The following is a 17,822-nucleotide window of genomic DNA, read 5'->3' as shown; positions in this document are numbered from 1 at the left end:
ACCGCTGCAACTGGGAGATTGATTCCGTCCGAACCTCTGGTCACTCTGCATCGCAGAGTAAAACCAAGCCGGGGGGACAGGGGCATGGCAGAAGCGGCGGGCGAGACGCGCGGGCGCAATTCAGGCACGACCAAACCAGGAATTCGACGGCGCGATTTTCTTGCCGGCGTCGGTGCCGGCGCCCTGGCGTCGTCCCTGCCCTTCTTCCCCCGCGCGGCCATTGCCGCCGGCAGCGGCGAAAGCGCGCCGGCCGGCGCGGAGATCGCGCGCATCGGCATCTATCCGCCCATCGGCATCTGCCGTGTCGGAGGCAGCGATCAGTGGTTTCTGGCCCCGGAAGTGCCCGGTCTGCCGCCGCAGCCCGAAGGCGGCTTCAAGGACGGCGATCAGGCGATCAAGAAGCAGGTCCAGCGCTTCCGCCTCTACGCCTTCGACGCCGAGGACCGGGTGATCGGCGAGATCACCGCCGAGGAGGCGGAGATCGAGTGGGAGGTGCATGTCGCCAACACCAAGGCGGCCTGGTACGGCTTCACCAATCCGCTGGACAACGGCGCGCTGGCACCCGGCATCCCGGGCCGGAAGCGCAACGACTACATCGTGCCCAACGCGGAGCGCGAGCGCATGCTGGTCATCGACGGCGGCGCCACCCGCATCGCCGGCGCGGGAACGAACCCGCAAGGCGACGACCCGGCCTATGCCATGGGTGACCGCTTCTTCGACCTGGCGGACGTGGGGCTGGGCCACCTGCGCACGGACGACAGAGGACGGCTACTCGTGGTGCCGCCGGACGGCCGCTCCGACAGCCCCAACGGCAGCCCGATCACCAACTTCGCCGACAACGACGGCTGGCACGACGACTGGTGCGACGGACCGGTCTCGGCCCGGGTGCGCCTGCCCAACGGGCGCAGCCTGGAGGCGGAGCATGCCTGGGTCGCCTGTGCAGGACCCAACTTCGCGCCGGAAATCCCGCCGATCACCACGCTCTACGACACCATCGAGGACCTGAATCTACGCGAGGGCTGGCGCAAAGCGCCGGCGCTGCCACTGTCTTTCCGCGAGCATATCTATCCCATCTTCCACCGGCTCGCGCTGATGGAGTGGGTCTCCGCCGCCGCGCATCTGCGCCAGGGCTGGCTCGACATCGGCGACTTTTCAGATCCCGACTACCTGGCGCGCCTGGCCGACCCCGGCGAAGACAACGCCGCCTTCCGGCGGTCGGTCTTCGAGAAGTTCCGCAACCCCCGGGCCCAGGGCGAGGACGCCTTCCGCGAGGAGCAGCACAAGCTGCCCTATATGCTGGGCGACGGCATCAACTACAGCGGCAGCCCGCTCTTCTGGTTCCAGTTCCCCGAACGGCAGTACGGCTTCCTGGAAGCCTGGGCCGCCGGCGACTTCCTGGACGATCTGCACGCGCCCGAGGCAGAAGCAATTGCGACCCTGGAGGACATCCCCCTCGCCCGCCAGCCGGAAGCCCTCACCCGCGCGGCCCTGGAGCCCTGCTCCGGCGGCGCCTTCCATCCCGGCGTCGAGCTCACCTACTACCTGCGCCACCGGGAAATGTACGCCATCGCCCACGGCCAGAGCCAAGAGCCCTTCCGCATCGCCCGGGGCAAGCGCGAGAGCCTGATCCAGGACATCGGCCGGCTGCTCACGCCCGAGATCGCCTTCTCGGGCGGCAACGGCGCGCCGCCGCCGATCGGCCCGCAGATGCCGGGCGACCTGACCCGCTGGATGGGCCTGCCCTGGCAGTGCGACGTCTTCAGTTGCCAGCAGGTGGCCCTCCAGAGCGACTTTCCGACCCCTGTCTGGTGGCCGGCGCTGATCCCGGTGGACGTGCTGCCGGAGGAGTTCTACGAGCAGGTCATGCGCGACGACCTAGACCCGGAGCAGCGCCAGCGTTTCTTCCAGCACCGCGTCGCCTGGACCCGCGGGGTGGCCGGCGTCGGCTATCACGCCGAAGCCAGCTACACCGACGGCATCGTCAGCATGATCAAGCTGTGGGAGCGCATGGGCTTCGTGGTGAAGCGTCCGGGCCCGCAGGATGCACAGCGCCCGGACGGACTGCCCGAAACTCTCTTTGTCGAGACCGGCCGCGGCTCCATGGAACGGCGGACCGATTGGACACCCTCGGACGGGCAGACGCTCTGAGCCCGGTTTGACAGCGCGGCATCCCGTTGCGGTCATCGGCGGGGGCATCGCCGGCGCGGCCACCTGTGTGTCCCTGGCCCGGCAAGGCTGTTCGCCGCTCTGGCTCGCCCTGCCGGCGGAAGAGGAGGCGCAGGCCTTTGGCGAATCCCTGGGGCCGGGCGCCACGCCTATCCTCAAGGCCCTGGGCTTGGAAGACCTGCTCGCCACCGGCGCGCATCGCTCGGCCAACGCCAGCTTCTCCGCCTGGGGCAGCGATCGCCTCACCGCCCGCCACGCCGCCTTTCAAGCGGGGCTGTCAGGCTACGTGCTCGACCGTCCGCGCTTCGAAGCCGATCTTCTTGCCCGGGCCGCAGCCGTTGCGGAACGGCTCCCCCATCGCCTGGGCAGCGCGCAGCGTGAAGGCCAAGTCTGGCGGTTACGCCTTTCAAGTGGGGCAAGCTGCACGGCCTCCGCCGTGGTGGACGCAAGCGGCCGTGCTGCCGTCTTCGCCCGCCAGCATAGCCGTCTGCTGCGCCAAGACCGCCTGATCGCCGCAGCCGCGTTGCTGAGGCAGCGCGACCTTTCCGTCGAGCCGACCCGGGCCACGCTCATCGAGGCACTGCCGGACGGCTGGCTCTACGCGGCGCTACTGCCCGATGAAGCACTCTCGCTGGCCTACTTCACCGACCCCGACCTGATGCCGGCCGGAATCTCGCGCGACCCGCGGGTGCTCGCCACAGTCCTGGAGCAGAGCCGCCACATCGCGCGCTGGATCGCCGACGCCGGCTTCGTTTTGGAGCGCCCGCCCCGCCTCTACAGCGCCGGCACCACCCGTCTTGCCGGACCCATCGGATACGACAGCGGGCTGCCGCCCTGGATGGCCGTCGGCGATGCGGCGGCGGCCTTTGACCCGCTGTCCTCCCACGGCATGACGACCGCGCTCTGGGGCGGCTGGAAGGCCGGCGAAACCGTGGCCGCGGCGCTGACCGGCGACCGCAGCAAGCTGGAGCGCTATGCCGCCGCGCTCACCGAAGGCATTGCCGATTTCGACCGACAGCAGGCGCGCTTCTACGCCGCCGAGACCCGCTTTCCCGACAGCCGCTTCTGGGCTGCGCGCAAGTCAAACTGAAGCGAGGGCCTCAAGCGATCAGGCAGAGCGCTGCCGGCTCGGAAGACTGCGATAGACGCTGCGCAGGGTGAGAATCAGCAGCAGCAGAGCGACCCCAAGGAAGACCGCCGAGAAGGGCCGCTCCAGGAAGATCATAGGATCACCCCTGGAGAGGGTCAGCGTGCGGCGCAGGTTCTCCTCCATCAAGGGCCCGAGGATGAAACCCAGCAGCAGCGGCGCGGCCGGAAAGCCGAACATCAGCATGAAGTAGCCCACCACCCCGAAGCCCAGGGCGATGTAAACGTCGAAGACGTTGTTGTTCACGCTGTAGACGCCGATGCAGATGAACAGCAGCATGGCCGGAAAGAGGATGTGATAGGGGATCGTCAGCAGGCGCACCCAAAGCCCGATCATCGGGATGTTGAGGACCAGCAGAAGCAGGTTGCCGATCCAGAAGCTGGCGATCAGGCCCCAGAACATGGCCGGCTGTTCGCTGACGAAAAGCGGCCCGGGCGCGATGCCATGGATCATCAGGGCCCCGATCAGCACGGCCATCACCGCATCACCGGGAATGCCGAGGCTGAGTGTCGGAATAAAAGCCGCCTGCACCGAGGCGTTGTTGGCCGCTTCCGGGGCGGCAACGCCCTCGATCGCCCCCTTGCCGAACTTCGAGGGATCGCGCGAGATTTTCTTCTCCAGCGCGTAGCCCATGAAGGCGGCCAGGCTGGGGCCGGCGCCGGGCAGGATGCCGATGGCCGAGCCCAGGATCGAGGAGCGCCCCGCGGGCAGAAGCGAGCGTTTGAACTCGGCGCGGCTCGGCAGAAGGCTGCGCAGCGTGATCGACTTGCGATCGACGACCAACTTATGCTTCGAGCCGATGTTCTTGAGAATCTCGGCAATGCCGAAGATGCCCATGGCTACGGCAACCAGGCTGATGCCCTCCGCCAGTTCGAACTGGCCGAAGGTGAAGCGCATCTGGCCGGTGTTCCGGTCCATCCCCACGGTGCCCAGCGCCAAGCCAACGACCACCATGGCGATGCCCTTGAGCGGCGAGCCGATGGACAGTGTCGAGGCCGCCACGAGTCCCAGGAGCATGATGGAGAAGTAGTCGGCCGAGGTGAAGCGCACGGCAAAGGCCGCCAGCGCTGGAGCGAAGCCGATCATCACCAGGATGGCAAAGGTACCGCCGATGAAGGAACTGATCGTGGTGATAAAAAGCGCGACCCCCGCCTTGCCCTGGCGGGTCATGGGATAGCCGTCCAGGCAGGTGGCCGCAGCCGTCGCGGTGCCCGGAATGTTGAGCAGAATGGCCGCCGTCGAACTGCCGTACTGGGCACCGTAGAAGATGCCGGCCAGCATGATCAGCGCGACTGTCGGCTCCAGGTAGAAGGTGAGCGGCAAGGTCATCGAAATGGCGGCCAGCGCGCCGATGCCTGGCAGCACTCCCACCAGCATGCCAACCGTCACGCCGATAAAGCAGAAGAGCAACGCTTCCCAGGAGAGCGCCGTCTGGAACCCCAGAGCGAGATTGGTCAGAACTTCCACGCGGTCACCAGGCGAAAGGTTGGAAAGGCAGTCGCAAGCCGTAGACGAACACGGCGTGACTCATGACGGAAAGCCCGAGGGCGAGCCCGAGGCTTGGCCAGAGACGGAAACCGCGTTCCGACAAGCCCGATACCAGGACCAGCAGGAATGTTGCCGGATAGAGACCCAGGCGCTCCAGCGCGAGCGCCCAGATCAGGATCGCGGCCACGACCATCACCAGCGGGCGAAAGCGCAGTTCCGGCCTGGCATCGCGCAGCAGCAGGCTTTCTCCGACCACAGCCGCACCCAGCACGATCAGCAGCCAACTGATGCCGGTGGGAAAGAAGCCCGGGCCGATCCGGCGCGGGCTGCCCATGGAAAAGCCTTGCGCATGAAGCAAGAAAAAGAGCCCGAAGCCGATCAGCACAAGGCCGGGCAGCCAGTACCACCAGTGCAGGCGATGGCGGAGACTCATGGGCAGGTCCAACAGGAACCGGGAATAGCGGTGGCCGATCACGCTCCAGCGAGACCGGCCACCCGTGACGCTGCGCGCTTAGTTATCGAGGTCGATATCGACCTGCTTGACCACATTCTGCCAGCGAGCAACCTCTTCTTCCATACGCTGAGCGAACTCCGCGGAGGTGCTGCCAACGGCCGAGGCGCCGATGTCGGCGAGCCGCTGGCGCGTGTCCTCTTCGGACAGCGCCTCGGCGATGTGGGTCTCGAGGACAGCGATCACATCTTCGGGAACGCCGGCCGGCGCAACGATGCCGAACCAGGCCGTCACGTCGTAGCCCTCAACACCCTCTTCCTGGAAAGTGGGAATATCCGGGTGCTCTTCCGAGCGCTCGGTGGTGGTGACCGCCAGCGCGCGCACGCTTTCCCCCCGGATATGCCCGGAGGCCGAGGGCAGGTTGTCGAAGCCGAGCGGAATCTCGCCGCCCATCACCGCCGCCAGCAGCGGACCGCCACCCTGATAGGGCACATGGACCATGTCGATCCCGGCCAGGGCCTTCAGCATCTCGCCGCTCATGTGCGGGCTGCCGGTCACCGAGGTGGAGCCGAAGTCCAGCTCGCCCGGGTTCTCCTTGGCATAGGCGATCACGTCCTGAACGCTATGGAAGTCGCTGTCCACGTTGGCCAGCAGGACGTTCGGGGTGTCGGCCAGCAGCGACACCGGCGTGAAGTCCTCGAGCGCGTCGTAGGGCAGGTCGTCGCGCAGCGCCGGGTGGATGCCGTGGGTGAGGATGCTGGCTGCGCCCAGGGTGTAGCCGTCCGGCTCGGCCTGAGCCAGCATGGCCATGCCAACGGACCCACCGCCGCCGCCACGGTTCTCGATCACGAAGGGCTCGCCGAGGCGTTCGGAGAGTTCTTCGGCGACGATGCGTGCCAGCACGTCGGTGGTGCCACCGGCCGGATAGGGCACGACGATGGTGACGGGGCCTTCAGGGTACTCGGCCAGGGCCGGCGCAGCAGCGGCGATCGGGGCCGCGAGTCCCAGGGCGAGTGAGTAAGCGAGTTTCTTCATGGCATCCTCCCAGGAATGGGGTCTGTGAAAACGAAATCGGGCCTTCTTGCGGGCGCCTTGCACGCAGGGGCGTGGGGTTTGTGCAGCGAAGCTGGGCTCAAGCCGCCTGGCCGCGGCGCAGGCGATTGGCGAAACGCTCCGGCACCTCGACTTCGAGGCTGAGGATGCGCGAGGCCAGCGACTTGCCGTAGTTGTCGAGGCAGAGGCTGCGGGACACGCCGCCGCCCAGTGCGCCTTCGCACACGAAGTTGAGCACGCCGAGGCGATCGACGGCATAGCGGGTGACCTTGCCGGTGATGACGCCGGCGTAGTGCGCCTTCAGCGCCTCCTCGGTCACCTGTTCCTTGAGCACCTCGTAGAAGTCCTGCTCATAGGCGATGACGGTTATGTTGCAGGTATTGCCCTTGTCGCCGGAGCGGCTGTGGGCAATGGCCCGGACCGGAACTCTCATGATGGCGTCCCCTCTCACACAAAATCGATCTGTGGGCGAACCAGGTCGCGGTCGACCAGCATCGACCAGACGCCGATCACCTCGCGCACCCGCTCGCCGTGCGGCACGCGCTTGCCGGTGGAGCCCAGGCCGGAGACGGCCATGCCGTCCACCTCGCGCCCGGCCTTTTCGGCCTCCGCGCGGGTTTTCGCTCGCACGGCCACCCGCACGGCCACCTCGTTGGGTTCGTAGTCGATGGGCGGCGACGCGGAACCGTGGATCGCGTTGACGCCCAGGAAGTCGATCCGCAGTTCCTCGGCCTGCAGGTTGACGATCTTGAAGCGCTCGCGCAGCACGCGCTCGGCCAGCTTCGCCTTCTCCAGGCAGCCAGGGCCGGCATAGAAGAACATGTCCTCGCCCACGAAGCCCTCTTTCACGGCCACGGAGACCTTGAGGGTGGGCGTGCGATCGCGCCCGCCGATGTTGCGCACCCGCACCCGATCATCACCCAGCTCCTCCACATCGGAGGTGGTGAAGTCGACGACGCTGTCCGGCGTGATGTAGTTGGCCGGGTCGTGCACCTCGTAGAACATCTGTTCCAGCACGGTGCGCCGGTTCACAGCACCGCCAGTGCCGTCGAGCTTGGTAATGACGCAGTCGCCGTTGCTCTCAACTTCGGCGATCGGGAAGGCCAGATCCCAGGGATTGGGCACGTCCTTGTAGCCCGGATCGACGAAGTAGCCGCCGGTGACCTGGGCGCCGCACTCCAGGAGGTGACCGATGCCCGAGCCGCGGGCGATCAACTCCGCCTGCTCCCGGGTCCAGCCGAATTCGTACATCATCGGCGCAAGGAAGAGCGAAGGGTCGGCCACGCGCCCGGTGATCACCACATCGGCCCCGGCGGCCAGCGCCTCGACGATGGGCTCGGCGCCCATATAGGCCTCGGCCGAGACGATCTCGCCGCGAATGTCATCCAGGGAGCCGCCGGTCTCGATTACCGTACCGGTCAACTGGTCCATCTTGTCGGTGATCAGCGAGCCCGAGACGGCCGCCACCTTGAGGTCCGGATAGCCCAGTTCGCGGGCAATGGCCTTGACGTGGCGCGCCGCACCCACCGGATTGATCCAGCCCTGGTTGCTGACGATCTTGGTGCCGCGCTTCAGGCAATGCGGCAGCACGGCGCGAAAGCGGTCATCGAGATAGGTGTCGTAGCCTTGAAAGTCCGGATCGCGGCGCGTGCGCACCTGCGCCGTGGAGATGGTCGCCTCGGCCATGGTCTCGAAGCAGAGGTAGTCGAGATCGCCGCGCGCCGCGTTGGCCTCCGCAGGCGAAATCCGATCGCCCCACCAGGCCGAGCCGGATCCGATTCTGAGCGTCATGGATCTTTTTCCTCCCTATCGCAGATGCGTCTGCGCCGTGTATGATACGTGATATATCACCTTGAATGGATGACCACTGTCAAGCAGTCGCTGTGCATGCTACCGCTGACTGCACCCGCCCAGACCGGATCGCACTTGATCTAAACGACACGGTTTCAGTTCAAATGCGTGAATCCGGTCTGATTTCAATGAGGTAGAGCACCCGAAGGACACCCCCATGGCACGGGACACCGTCGACCTCTCGCAACGCGATAGCCTCGCCCGGCTCGCCTACAACCAGCTGCGCGACGAGATCATCAGCGGCCTCTGGAAGCCCGGCGAAAAGATCAGCATTCGCCAGCAAGCCGAGCGCTTCTGCATCAGCGTGACCCCGGTGCGCGAAGCCATGTTGCAGCTCGCCGCAGAGCAGACTTTGCGGCTCGAGCCGCGCAGCTTTTCCATACCGGTGCTGACCAAGGAGGAGTTCCTGGAGATCCGCAAAATCCGCTCTGCGCTTGAGCATCTCCTGACCCTGGAAGCGGTACAGCGGCCTGACCCGACCCTGGCCGACACGCTGGACGCCATTCACAACCGCCTGATCGCCGCCAAGCAGGCCGGCGACTTCCGCACTGTGATGATCGAGAACCGGCGCTTCCACTTCACGCTCTATGAAAAGGCGGACCTGCCCCAGGCCTGCGCCATGGTGAAGACCCTCTGGGCGCGCAGCGGCCCCTATCAACACAGTCTCTACCTCAAGCACCCGGCTGTGGACCCGGCCACCCATGACCACCTGCGCGTCTGCCGCGCGGTCGCTGTCGGCGATGCCAACGAGGCCGCCGCCGCAATCGTCGAGGACATCACCCTGCGCGGGGTGCGCCTGGAAGACCGCCACTACTCGACCTTCGATGACGCGCTGCAGAGCGGCTCGGTCTGGGAGAAGCAGAGGACAGCAGGAGCCCAGAGCGGGTATTCTTGATCCGGCGCCACCTGAACCACAAGGCTACCCATCAAGGAGGATTGGCGATCCGGATGCACCGATCTCCAACCCAAGCACCTGAGTGAGAGTCGGCTTGCTCTACAGCAGTGCGCCACCCACCAGGTAGGCCACGCCGGCACTCGCCGCGAGGGCCACCAGGACGAGAAGGCCATCCCGCACGGTGAGCGCGAGCGCAAAAAGCGCCACGGTTGCGCCCGTCGCGGCATTGGCCATCGGCACAACTTCCAACGGCGGCATGGTTAACGCAATCAGGGCACAGGCCGCCCCGATGATGCGTGAAAAGGGCGCCCGCGCCAGGCGTGGAAGCCGCGGATGGACCAGCTTGTCGACCGTCCGCGCCACCGGCTCTATATAGCGCACAGTCCGCGTGAGCTTTTCGCCGCTGATCTTGCGGCGCAGCAGCACCTGCGGCAACCAGAGTTCCCGGCGTCCCAGCAGCATCTGCAAGCCGATCAAGGCGATGATGACAGCCCCGAAGGTCGGCGCCCCGGGAACGGCGCCCAGCGGCGTCACCAGCAGAACACTGACCACGAGCAGCAAAGGTGCGAAGCTGCGCTCCCCGATCGATTGCAGAACGCTCTCGACCGAAACCTCCCTGCCCTGTCCCGCATCCTCGATCTGTTCAACGAGATCACGCAGGCTGTGCACCTCTTGATCCTTGCCATCCACGCGCCGCTCTTCCTTTCCCTCAATTGCAAGGCTGCCGACCATCTCAGGAATGTTTGTGGCACAAGGCAGCGGTACAAAGCAAAAGCCCGCCTGGGCCGAATCCACCGGCCAAACGCTGTCGAGAGAGGGGTCACAGGCTTTTCCATCCTGCCTGCGCGCCCGTCGCAAAGGGCCTCCTGCTTGCCTGCGAGCGGACATCGCAATTCGGCGCCAGCGGGTCGCCGGAGACCGACCACTCATTCCAGAAAGATGGTAACGCTGGCCGCTTCGCCCCTGGCGTCCACGACAGAGATGGTGGAGAAGCCGGGGCCTGGCGGCGTCCAGGTCGTGGCCCGCCGGCGTTCGCTGCCGCCGACCGGCCGACCGTCTGCAAACCAGCGGAAGGGCGGACGTCCGCCGTCGAGCTTGATCACCAACGGCCCGGCCATGCCCTCGCCCAGTGCCAGATCGACCCGCGCCCCGTCCGGCGGGTGCACGATGACCGGCGGCGCCTCCGAGCGTGACCCTGGTACGCCTTCCATGGACCGATCTCCGGCAAAGCGGCGCAGGGCAGCCGGCAGAGCACCATTACGTGCCACGAGCGTATCGGGTGGTGGTGGAGGCAGCGCTGTGCGTATGGGCGACACGCGGCGGAAGGCGTCGAACAGGATCGGGGCGGCCGCGGTCCGCCCGGTCATGCCCGGCACCGGCGCTCCATCCGGACGGCCGACCCAGACACCGATCACGTGCTGCCCGTCGAAGCCGATCGCCCAGGCATCGCGGTAGCCATAGGAGGTGCCGGTCTTGTAGGCGATGGCTTCCCGCCCCCGGCCGGGCGGCGCAGGGGTGCCGGAGAGAACATCGGACACCAACCAGGCGGCACGGCTGTCGAGAAACTCTCCCACCAATGGCGAGCCCTCCTCCGGCGCACGGCGCAGCGCCACGGGTTCACCGCCGCGGGCCATGCCGGCATAGAGCCGCACCAGGTCGTCCAGGGTCAGCCCGACGCCGCCAAGGCCCACGGGCAGACCGGCAGTGCCCTGGCGCGGCAGCACCGGCGCAAGGCCCGCGCGGCGCAGACGGGCAGTGAGGCGGCTGGGGCCGACCGCTTCCAGAAGGCGGACTGCCGGCACATTGAGCGAGGCCTGCAGCGCGTGGCGCACGCTCACGGTGCCCTGGTGAGCGAGTTCAAAGTTCCGGGGACGATAGCCGGAAAAACTAACCGGGCGGTCTTCAATCAGCGTTTCCGGGTGGGCAACGCCGGTCTCGAAGGCAAGGCCGTAGATCAGCGGCTTCAGGGCCGAGCCCGGCGAGCGCACCGCATGCACCATGTCGACATGGCCCGCCCGGGCGTCGGCAAACAGACCCGCGGAGCCGACCTCGGCAAGCGCCTCACCGCTTTGGTGGTCCGCCACAAGGATGGCCAGCGAGGCACGCGGGCCCAGCGCCGTCACCCGCTCGCGCGCCAGCGCCTCGAGCCGGGCCTGAAGACCGGCATCCAGCGTCACGCGCAGCACGGCTTCGTCCGGGGCGCCGGCCGCGATGCGCCGGGCGAGATGCGGGGCCTGGGCCGGCAGGGCAAGGCGTGCTTGCGGCACCGGACCGACCAGCGCAAGCGCGGCTTCCGCCTCTGTAATGGTTCCGGCTGCGGCAAGGCGCGCGATCACCCGGTCGCGCGCCACCTGTGCCTCTGCGGGAAAGCGGTCCGGGCGTCGTCTTTCAGGCGATTGCGGCAGAGCGACCAGCAGCGCCGTCTCTGCCGGGGTCAGCCGCCGCGGCTCCTTGCCGAACCAGGCGAGCGAAGCGGCGCGGATGCCCTCAACGTTCCCGCCGTAGGGCGCAAGGGTTAGGTAAAGCTCCAGAATCTCGGACTTGGAGAAGGCAAGCTCGAGCCGAAGCGCATCACGCATCTGGACCAACTTCGTGCTCAGGCCGCGCCCGCTCGGCTGGGCCAGGAGCCGCGCCACCTGCATGCTCAGCGTCGAGGCGCCCGAAACGACCTCGCCATGCTTGACCCACTGCCAGGCCGCGCGCAGGACGGCCAGCGGGTCGACGCCGGCATGGCTGTGGAAGCGCGAATCCTCATAGGCGATGAGCATCTCGATGAAGCGCGGATCGACTTCGTCGAGCGCCACCGGCAGCCGCCAGCGGCCATCGGTGATGGGAAAGGGGCGAAGCAGGACTTCGGAACGATCAACCACCTGTCGGGACGTCTCCACCGCCCGCGCGCGTTCCACGGCAGCGTCCCCCGCCTTGTTGAAGAGGAACAGTAGGGCGAGCGCGATTGGAGCCGCAGTGGCGATCACGATGGCCGCCACCACTCCCAACGCTGTCCGCCGAAAAAAACGTCGCTTCATGGCCGTGGCCCGGTCACCGCGCTCCCGACGCATCGACACCCATCACCTCGACACGGCCGCTTTGCGTACGCGCCGAGAGGTATGGCCGGTACATGTCCTCGACCATTGCCGGCGGATGGGCAAAGGATCCGGGCGACACCGCGCGCACCACGTAGGCAAGGGTGAAGGAGCGCGGGCTGCGCGCATCGCGCTCATAGGCTGCCACGAAGCGATCATCGCGGAACTCCGTGTGGGCGGCCGTCGTCTCGTCACCCAGCCACGGCAGGCCGGCAATGTCGGCGCTGTCCACCAGGCGCGGGCTGTCAATCTCGAAGCCTGCCGGCAGCATGTCCACCACAAGCAGGTTGGATGTCCAGGCGCGGTCCTCGGAGACCCTGAGGACCACAACCATCCGCTCGTTCTGGGAGACGGCGGAAGGCTCCACGGCTTCACCCTCGAGACTGTAGTAGTCGCGCTCGATGGTGAAGCCTGTCGCGTCCGCAGGCCGCGGAGCGTCGGGAACGCCCGTAATCCCCACCAGGGCCTCGACGGGGCGTTCGGCGCGGTTGGTGAGCGTGACCGGGGACGCAGCGAGGACCTCTCCCTCGAAGCGCCGGGTCACGGGCCCGGTGACCGGCTCCCCGTTAATCTCGAGAGAGACGTCCGAACCTTCAGCTAACAGCGCATGGGCTGCGAGCAGCATCCAGGCGTTCTCCTGCGTGCTGGCGCTGCCCCTTTGCTCACGCTCCCTCTCGACGATCTCCAGCAGCGCCGACAGCGGAGCCGCTTCGGACCCCGCTTCCGCAGCCAGTGCCAGAGTCGCTGCCGCATCGCGCAGGCGCGAGCCATAGTCGCCCCGGTCCCACGCCTGCGGTGCCTCGGCCTGCAGGTCGGCCAGGGCCGCGGCGAAGGCATCGTCGGCACGGCGCCCTTCACCATAGAGCGCGAGCGCCGCCCCGAGCTGCGCCTTGGCGAGCGGCGTGGGAAACTGGCTAAGCCCCGTATCGGCGTAGTAGCGCAGATCCGATATGGCAGCGCGCTGGTTGCGCGCCAGCATGTAGAGCGCATAGGCGATGGCGTCGCCCTCGTCGGCGGCGTCGCCGGCATAGGCGAGCTGGTTGGCGAGGTTGTCGAGGGCGAGCCGGATCGGCAGACGCGGCACCTCCTGTCCCGCGGCGCGCGCCCGTGTGAGGAAGTCGGTGATATAGGCGTCCAGCCAAAGATCCCCGGAACCCGGGCCCCAGAGGCCGAAGCTGCCGCCGGAGGACTGGTTGGCGGTGACCGTGCGAACGGCATCGACGATCCGCTCCTCGATCCCGCCGTCCGTCACGACCCCCGCTTCCCGGGCAATTTCAGGCAGATAGAGCAGCGGCATCGCCCGGCTCGCCATCTGCTCCGAGCAGCCGTAGGGAAAGCGCTCGAGGGCGCCGACGAGGCCCGGCAGGTCCAGCCGCCCGGCATTCGTCACCGACAGGCTCACGCTGGTCGTGCCGGGCACCGTCCCCGCAAGCAGGTTGCCATCCAAGGTGAGGCTTTCTCCGGGCTCCAGCGCCACCACCCGCCGCTCCGTCACGGGCGGCTGGGCCGGGCGCACGGTGATGTTGAGCTGCTGCGAGATCTCCAGGCCGTCTTCATGAGTGAGCGTAACCGTCAGGCGTCCGTGACCGACCTCGACGCCGGTCAGCGGTATCTCCACGGCGGCGCGGGCATCCGCGCCGAGTTCAAGTTGCGCCGGGGAGGCTTCCCCTGTCGCCACCTGATCGCCGGTCTCCACAGCAACGGTGTAGCGGCCCGCCGGACCCTCCATGTTGTGGAGGTCGAGCCGCAGACGCGATTCATCGCCTGGCGTCAGGACGCGTGGCAGAGCGGCGGTGATGACGACCGGGTCGCGCACCGTCAGATCCGCGGTTCCCTGGCCGACGGCGCTGTGCGACCAGGCCACCGCCATGAGCCGCAGCGTCCCGTTGAATTCGGGAATGTCGAAATCGACGCTCGCCGCACCATCGGCGTCCGCGCGAACCGGGCCGGTGAAGAGCGACACCGGCTCCTGGGTCGGCGGGCTGCCGATCAACCCACCCGACGGCGCACCACCGCCAAAGCGCAATCGCCCCGTCTCCCCCAGCATCCCCTCGATGAGGCTGCCGTAAAGATCGCGCATCTCCATGGAGAGCGCGCGCTGCCCGAAATACCAGGCCTCGGGCTCCGGTGGTTCGTAGCTGGTCAGGTTCAAGATGCCGACATCGACCGCCGCCACCGTGAGCCAGGCGGTCTCCCCTGGCGGCAGGTTGTCGACCTGCAGCGGCACGGCCAGGCTTTCCCGCGGCGCGGCGATATCCGGCAGCTCGAAGGAGACAGAGAGCGTGCGATCCGCGGAATCGACCGTCAGCCAGGCAAGGCCCACGGCCCTGGCGGGCATGCGCTGCGCCTCAGCGTCGGACGAGCGGAAGACCGTCGCTGTCACATAGGCACCCGGCGACCAGGCCTCATCCACCTCCAGCTCTATGGTGGTATCGCCTTCGCTGACCTCCACCTCCCGGCTTTCGAGCAGACCTTCACCCACGACGTTGACGAGTGCCGTGCCGGCAAAGCGCGAGGACAGGGTCACGCGGGCCGTCTCGCCGATTTCGTATGCGGCGCGGTCGAGGGAGACGTCGAGCACGTCGGGGCTGTCGGCGTCGGCGGTTTCCACGTACCAGCCCGCGGTGAAGTCGATGCTGGAGGCGGCACCGGCATCGCTGGGCGAAGACACTTCAAGCCGGTAGCGCCCCCAACTCACGGGGGCGGTGATCCGCGCCGGATCGGCGGAAGTCAGATCCAGCGTGCCATCCGCAACCCGGCTGGTGTACTCGACCGGCTCGTAGGACCAGCGGCCGTCGGCCCGGTACCATTGGAAGTTCCTTTCGATGCGGAACAACTCCCAGCGCACGCCGGAGAGCGCACTGCGTTGCCCCGCTGCATCGAGGGCAATGAGGTCGAAGGCGGCGGTGCCGCCCTCATCCACCGCATCGCCTGGAAAGGCCGGGCGAATACCGATCATCTCGCCGGCCGGCGCGATGGGCAGCGTGATCGTTTCCTCGACGGCCCGGCCCCCCGCTTCGCGCAGGGCGACTACAAGCGTCGCCTCCAGCGGCCTCGTCGTGGCAGGCAGGTCACGCACCGCCACTTCGAAACTTGCCCGACCCGCTTCGTCCGTACGCGGCAGGTCAAGCAGCGGCTCGCGAAGCGCAAGTGTCTCCTCGTCCGCCAGGCCGAAGCGATAGCCCGGCAACTCTGGCCGCCGGTCGGTCGCGGCAATGCGCAGTTCGCCCTCGAGTGCGAGATCGGCGGCCGGTGCGCCGTAGAGAAAGCGCCCGTCGAGCGAAACCTCCACTGATCCCTCGCGTGGCAGCTCTTCCGCCGCGACCGTGAGGTCGAACTCGGTGCGATCGGGCACGAAGTCCTCCACCAGGAACTCCGTTTGCGCGATCGGCGCCTCTTCCGGGTCGGCATGCAACGCGACCCGCCACGGGCCGCGCATGGCGCTGTCGACCAGCGGCAGCTCCAGCACATGGGCTCCGGGAGCGGCTTCGGTGGAGAGGAGCCGTCGATCCTCCAGCCCATCGGGCCGGGTCATGACGAAAGTGAGGGGCAGGTCCTCGATCGCCCGCGCAGCATCGTCGCGCACAAGCGCCGTCAGGTGAACCGTCTCGCCCGGCCGGTAGACGCCGCGCTCGGCATAGAGGAAGAGGTCGACGGGGCCGGGTGCGGCGCGCCCCTCCACGCCACGGTCGGTGAGGTCGAAGCCCGCGCGCGACAGGTCGAGCAGGGCGAAGTCAGACCCATCCGCCCGCGCTTCCAGATGGCCGGGCGCAAGGCCACCGGCGCCCCTGATCAGACCGGCCGCGAAGTAAACATGGCCGTCGGCATCCGCGGTCGCCTCGCCGAGAATCTCGTTGTTGCGCGCGACGAGCGTGACCTTCACATCCGCCTTGGGGCCAGCGGTCGACAGGGAGCGGGTGAACACGTGGAGCCCGTCGCCGCCCATGAGCGTGGACAGGCCGATGTCCGAGACGACGAACCACTGGGTCGCCTGCGGTCGCCAGCTCTCCGTGTGCGCCTCCTGCGCGCGGGCACGAAGCACGTAGACGCCAGGCTCCCGCTCGGGCAACGCCTCATCGATCGGGATGGCGCTCGTCACCTCCCCGTTAAGTTCGGTGCGGACGTCCAGCGTGCCTTCCCACAGCTTCTCGCCGGTCTCCTCGGCAATCCGGTTGGCCTGATAGTCGCCGAGTTGGGCCAGAAAGCTGTTGTCGCTGAAGGCGCCGGAGAGGCCGCGCGCACCGATGCGATAAAGCTCGAGCTCAACCTCCTCCGTGTTGACGGAAATGACCGGAATGCCCTTGGTGCCGACGCGTGGCAGCACGTATGCATTGCCGGAGAAGCGCACGGTCGGCGCGCGGTCGCGCACGTAGATGTCGAGATTGACCTGCCGCTCCAGGGGCTCATCGACGGCAGATGGCAGGCCGGGCCGCAGGGCGAGCCGGTAGCGCCCGCCGTGTTCGACGCCTTCCACACAGAGCTGCTGGCCTTGCGGCGTCACCGCGGCGGGCGGTGCGCCATCCAGGGTCACATAGGGCGTAAAATCGACCCGGCCGCGCATCAGGTTCTCGGAGAACTGGACGCAGATGCGCGGGCTCGCAGCGTCGGCGTCCACGGTGTGATCGACCACGCGAAAGCCGTGCTCGGCCCGCAGGCGCTCGAAGGCGGCGCGCATCTCAGTATCGTCCTGGAGCGCCAGGCCCGCCTTGTAGGATTCCAGCGCCGGCCGGAACAGGCCCCGCTCGACCAGAGCCTCGGCGAGCAGCGCATAGGCCGCAGCCCGTGCGCTCCGGTTGGGTGCCTGGACCACGGCGCCGAGCGCAGCCCCCGTCGCCGCCATCTGCAGCTCATAGGCATCCACCTGCTGCGTCGGTTCGGCCGCGAGCAGGGCGCGCGCATGCTTGGCCCAGACCGCGCCATCCTCCGGGTCCAGGGTCAAGGCGCGGCGGAAGAAGTCGCTGGCCCTGTTCGCATCGCCCGCCTGCAGCGCGCTGTCGCCCTCGGCCGCCAAGGTGAGCGGATCTCTGCCCTTTTCCCGAGCGGAGCGCACCTCGCCCTGATAGCGCTCAGCGTCGTCGACCACCCACTCGGGCAGGAAGGAGAGGTCCGGACGCGCCAGCACCTCCCGCGGCGCCGGCGCTTCCACCACGCGGCCGGCCACCGCGCCGTCAAAGCTGCGCAGTTCGCCATAGTCGCTCTTCAGGAAGCACCAGCCGGCGTTGAGGTTGTAGGTGAAGGCGCGGCACTCGGACTCCGCCAGGCAGATCTGCGAGCAGTCGTCGAGAGTTACGTCACGCACCGTCTCGAGATCGAAGCCGAAGTAATCGCTGCCCTCGATGGTGACGATGCGCCGCTCGCTCTCGGCCTCGGCGGGTGAGAGGGAGAGCAGCACGAAAAGACCTGCCACCACACTTGCCAAACGCCAACCCATGACCCGCCTCCCGTTTTACGGAAACTGGCCCCAGTCTGACGCTTGGACGCGGCGAGGTCTATGATGTAGCGACCGCCCACCCCTCTCGCTCGAACCTGAGGTAGCGCAAAGTCAATCCCTGCTCAAGTCGCCTTAAGGCAGCTCGCGCTACCTACCGCCCATGTTCCGATGAAAACGCCTCTCGGAGCGAAGCTTACGGAACGATCCCACTGCTTCGCGCATGAACTGGAGGGCCGCCAATTATGAAGGCCTTTCTA

The 17,822-nt window shown here is 67.6% G+C and carries 11 protein-coding genes; 3 read left to right on the top strand and 8 right to left on the bottom strand.

The genetic code is table 11. From position 1 onward, the window contains the following. The first annotated feature begins 84 nt into the window (after positions 1-84). Complete coding sequence (goxA, locus tag ABZ720_RS04615) at positions 85-2,148, top strand: CTQ-dependent glycine oxidase GoxA (RefSeq protein ID WP_366554284.1); 2,064 nt, start codon at positions 85-87, stop codon at positions 2,146-2,148. A gap of 7 nt (positions 2,149-2,155) precedes the next feature. Beyond that, positions 2,156-3,256, top strand: coding sequence for a glycine oxidase maturase GoxB (goxB, locus tag ABZ720_RS04610; protein WP_366554282.1), 1,101 nt, complete (start codon positions 2,156-2,158; stop codon positions 3,254-3,256). Positions 3,257-3,274: 18 nt separating this feature from the next. Here goxB and ABZ720_RS04605 read toward each other — a convergent pair whose 3' ends face one another. The 5 genes from ABZ720_RS04605 to ABZ720_RS04585 all read right to left on the bottom strand — a co-directional run bounded on the left by ABZ720_RS04605 (position 3,275) and on the right by ABZ720_RS04585 (position 8,096). Next, positions 3,275-4,780, bottom strand: a complete 1,506-nt coding sequence (locus tag ABZ720_RS04605; RefSeq protein WP_366554280.1) for a tripartite tricarboxylate transporter permease — start codon at positions 4,778-4,780, stop codon at positions 3,275-3,277. Between the two features lie 4 nt (positions 4,781-4,784). Beyond that, positions 4,785-5,234 (bottom strand): tripartite tricarboxylate transporter TctB family protein, encoded by a 450-nt coding sequence (locus ABZ720_RS04600; protein WP_366554278.1) that lies wholly within the window; start codon positions 5,232-5,234, stop codon positions 4,785-4,787. A gap of 78 nt (positions 5,235-5,312) precedes the next feature. Further along, the gene (locus tag ABZ720_RS04595) at positions 5,313-6,287 is read right to left on the bottom strand and encodes a Bug family tripartite tricarboxylate transporter substrate binding protein (RefSeq protein WP_366554276.1); all 975 of its coding nucleotides are present in this window, start codon (positions 6,285-6,287) and stop codon (positions 5,313-5,315) included. Positions 6,288-6,384: 97 nt separating this feature from the next. Beyond that, positions 6,385-6,738: an AtuA-related protein gene (locus tag ABZ720_RS04590; protein WP_275823185.1), complete on the bottom strand. Its 354-nt coding sequence runs from the start codon at positions 6,736-6,738 to the stop codon at positions 6,385-6,387. 14 nt (positions 6,739-6,752) lie between these two features. Continuing rightward, a complete protein-coding gene (locus tag ABZ720_RS04585; RefSeq protein ID WP_366554274.1) occupies positions 6,753-8,096 on the bottom strand; it encodes an acyclic terpene utilization AtuA family protein in 1,344 nt (447 codons plus the stop codon). 217 nt (positions 8,097-8,313) lie between these two features. Here ABZ720_RS04585 and ABZ720_RS04580 point away from each other — a divergent pair, with 217 nt between their 5' ends. Continuing rightward, entirely contained in the window at positions 8,314-9,051 is a 738-nt protein-coding gene (locus ABZ720_RS04580) for a GntR family transcriptional regulator (protein ID WP_366554272.1), read from the top strand. A 99-nt stretch (positions 9,052-9,150) separates the two neighbouring features. Here the strand turns inward: ABZ720_RS04580 and ABZ720_RS04575 are convergent, their stop codons facing one another. From ABZ720_RS04575 to ABZ720_RS04565, 3 genes are all read right to left on the bottom strand, one after another. Then, positions 9,151-9,741 carry an exopolysaccharide biosynthesis protein gene (locus tag ABZ720_RS04575; RefSeq protein WP_366554270.1) on the bottom strand — a complete coding sequence of 197 codons (591 nt, stop codon included), beginning with the start codon at positions 9,739-9,741 and terminating at the stop codon, positions 9,151-9,153. Positions 9,742-9,977: 236 nt separating this feature from the next. Continuing rightward, positions 9,978-12,077 (bottom strand): penicillin-binding protein 1C, encoded by a 2,100-nt coding sequence (gene pbpC / locus ABZ720_RS04570; protein WP_366554268.1) that lies wholly within the window; start codon positions 12,075-12,077, stop codon positions 9,978-9,980. A 13-nt stretch (positions 12,078-12,090) separates the two neighbouring features. Continuing rightward, a complete protein-coding gene (locus ABZ720_RS04565) occupies positions 12,091-17,565 on the bottom strand; it encodes an alpha-2-macroglobulin family protein (protein ID WP_366554266.1) in 5,475 nt (1,824 codons plus the stop codon). Positions 17,566-17,822: the final 257 nt, after the last annotated feature.

Source organism: Aquibaculum sediminis, assembly GCF_040712085.1.
In the GTDB taxonomy this organism is placed as follows: Bacteria; Pseudomonadota; Alphaproteobacteria; order Kiloniellales; family DSM-21159; genus Aquibaculum; species Aquibaculum sediminis.
The sequence above is the reverse complement of the archived record's forward strand: the minus strand, read 5'-3'. Positions and strand labels throughout refer to the sequence as shown.

Excerpts from the sequence above, each read along its gene's own strand:
- goxA (WP_366554284.1), top strand. The coding sequence starts at position 85 with ATGGCAGAAGCGGCGGGCGAGACGCGCGGGCGCAATTCAGGCACGACC.
- ABZ720_RS04600 (WP_366554278.1), bottom strand. The coding sequence starts at position 5,234 with ATGAGTCTCCGCCATCGCCTGCACTGGTGGTACTGGCTGCCCGGCCTT.
- ABZ720_RS04595 (WP_366554276.1), bottom strand. The coding sequence starts at position 6,287 with ATGAAGAAACTCGCTTACTCACTCGCCCTGGGACTCGCGGCCCCGATC.
- ABZ720_RS04590 (WP_275823185.1), bottom strand. The coding sequence starts at position 6,738 with ATGAGAGTTCCGGTCCGGGCCATTGCCCACAGCCGCTCCGGCGACAAG.
- ABZ720_RS04585 (WP_366554274.1), bottom strand. The coding sequence starts at position 8,096 with ATGACGCTCAGAATCGGATCCGGCTCGGCCTGGTGGGGCGATCGGATT.
- ABZ720_RS04580 (WP_366554272.1), top strand. The coding sequence starts at position 8,314 with ATGGCACGGGACACCGTCGACCTCTCGCAACGCGATAGCCTCGCCCGG.
- pbpC (WP_366554268.1), bottom strand. The coding sequence starts at position 12,077 with ATGAAGCGACGTTTTTTTCGGCGGACAGCGTTGGGAGTGGTGGCGGCC.
- ABZ720_RS04565 (WP_366554266.1), bottom strand. The coding sequence starts at position 17,565 with ATGGGTTGGCGTTTGGCAAGTGTGGTGGCAGGTCTTTTCGTGCTGCTC.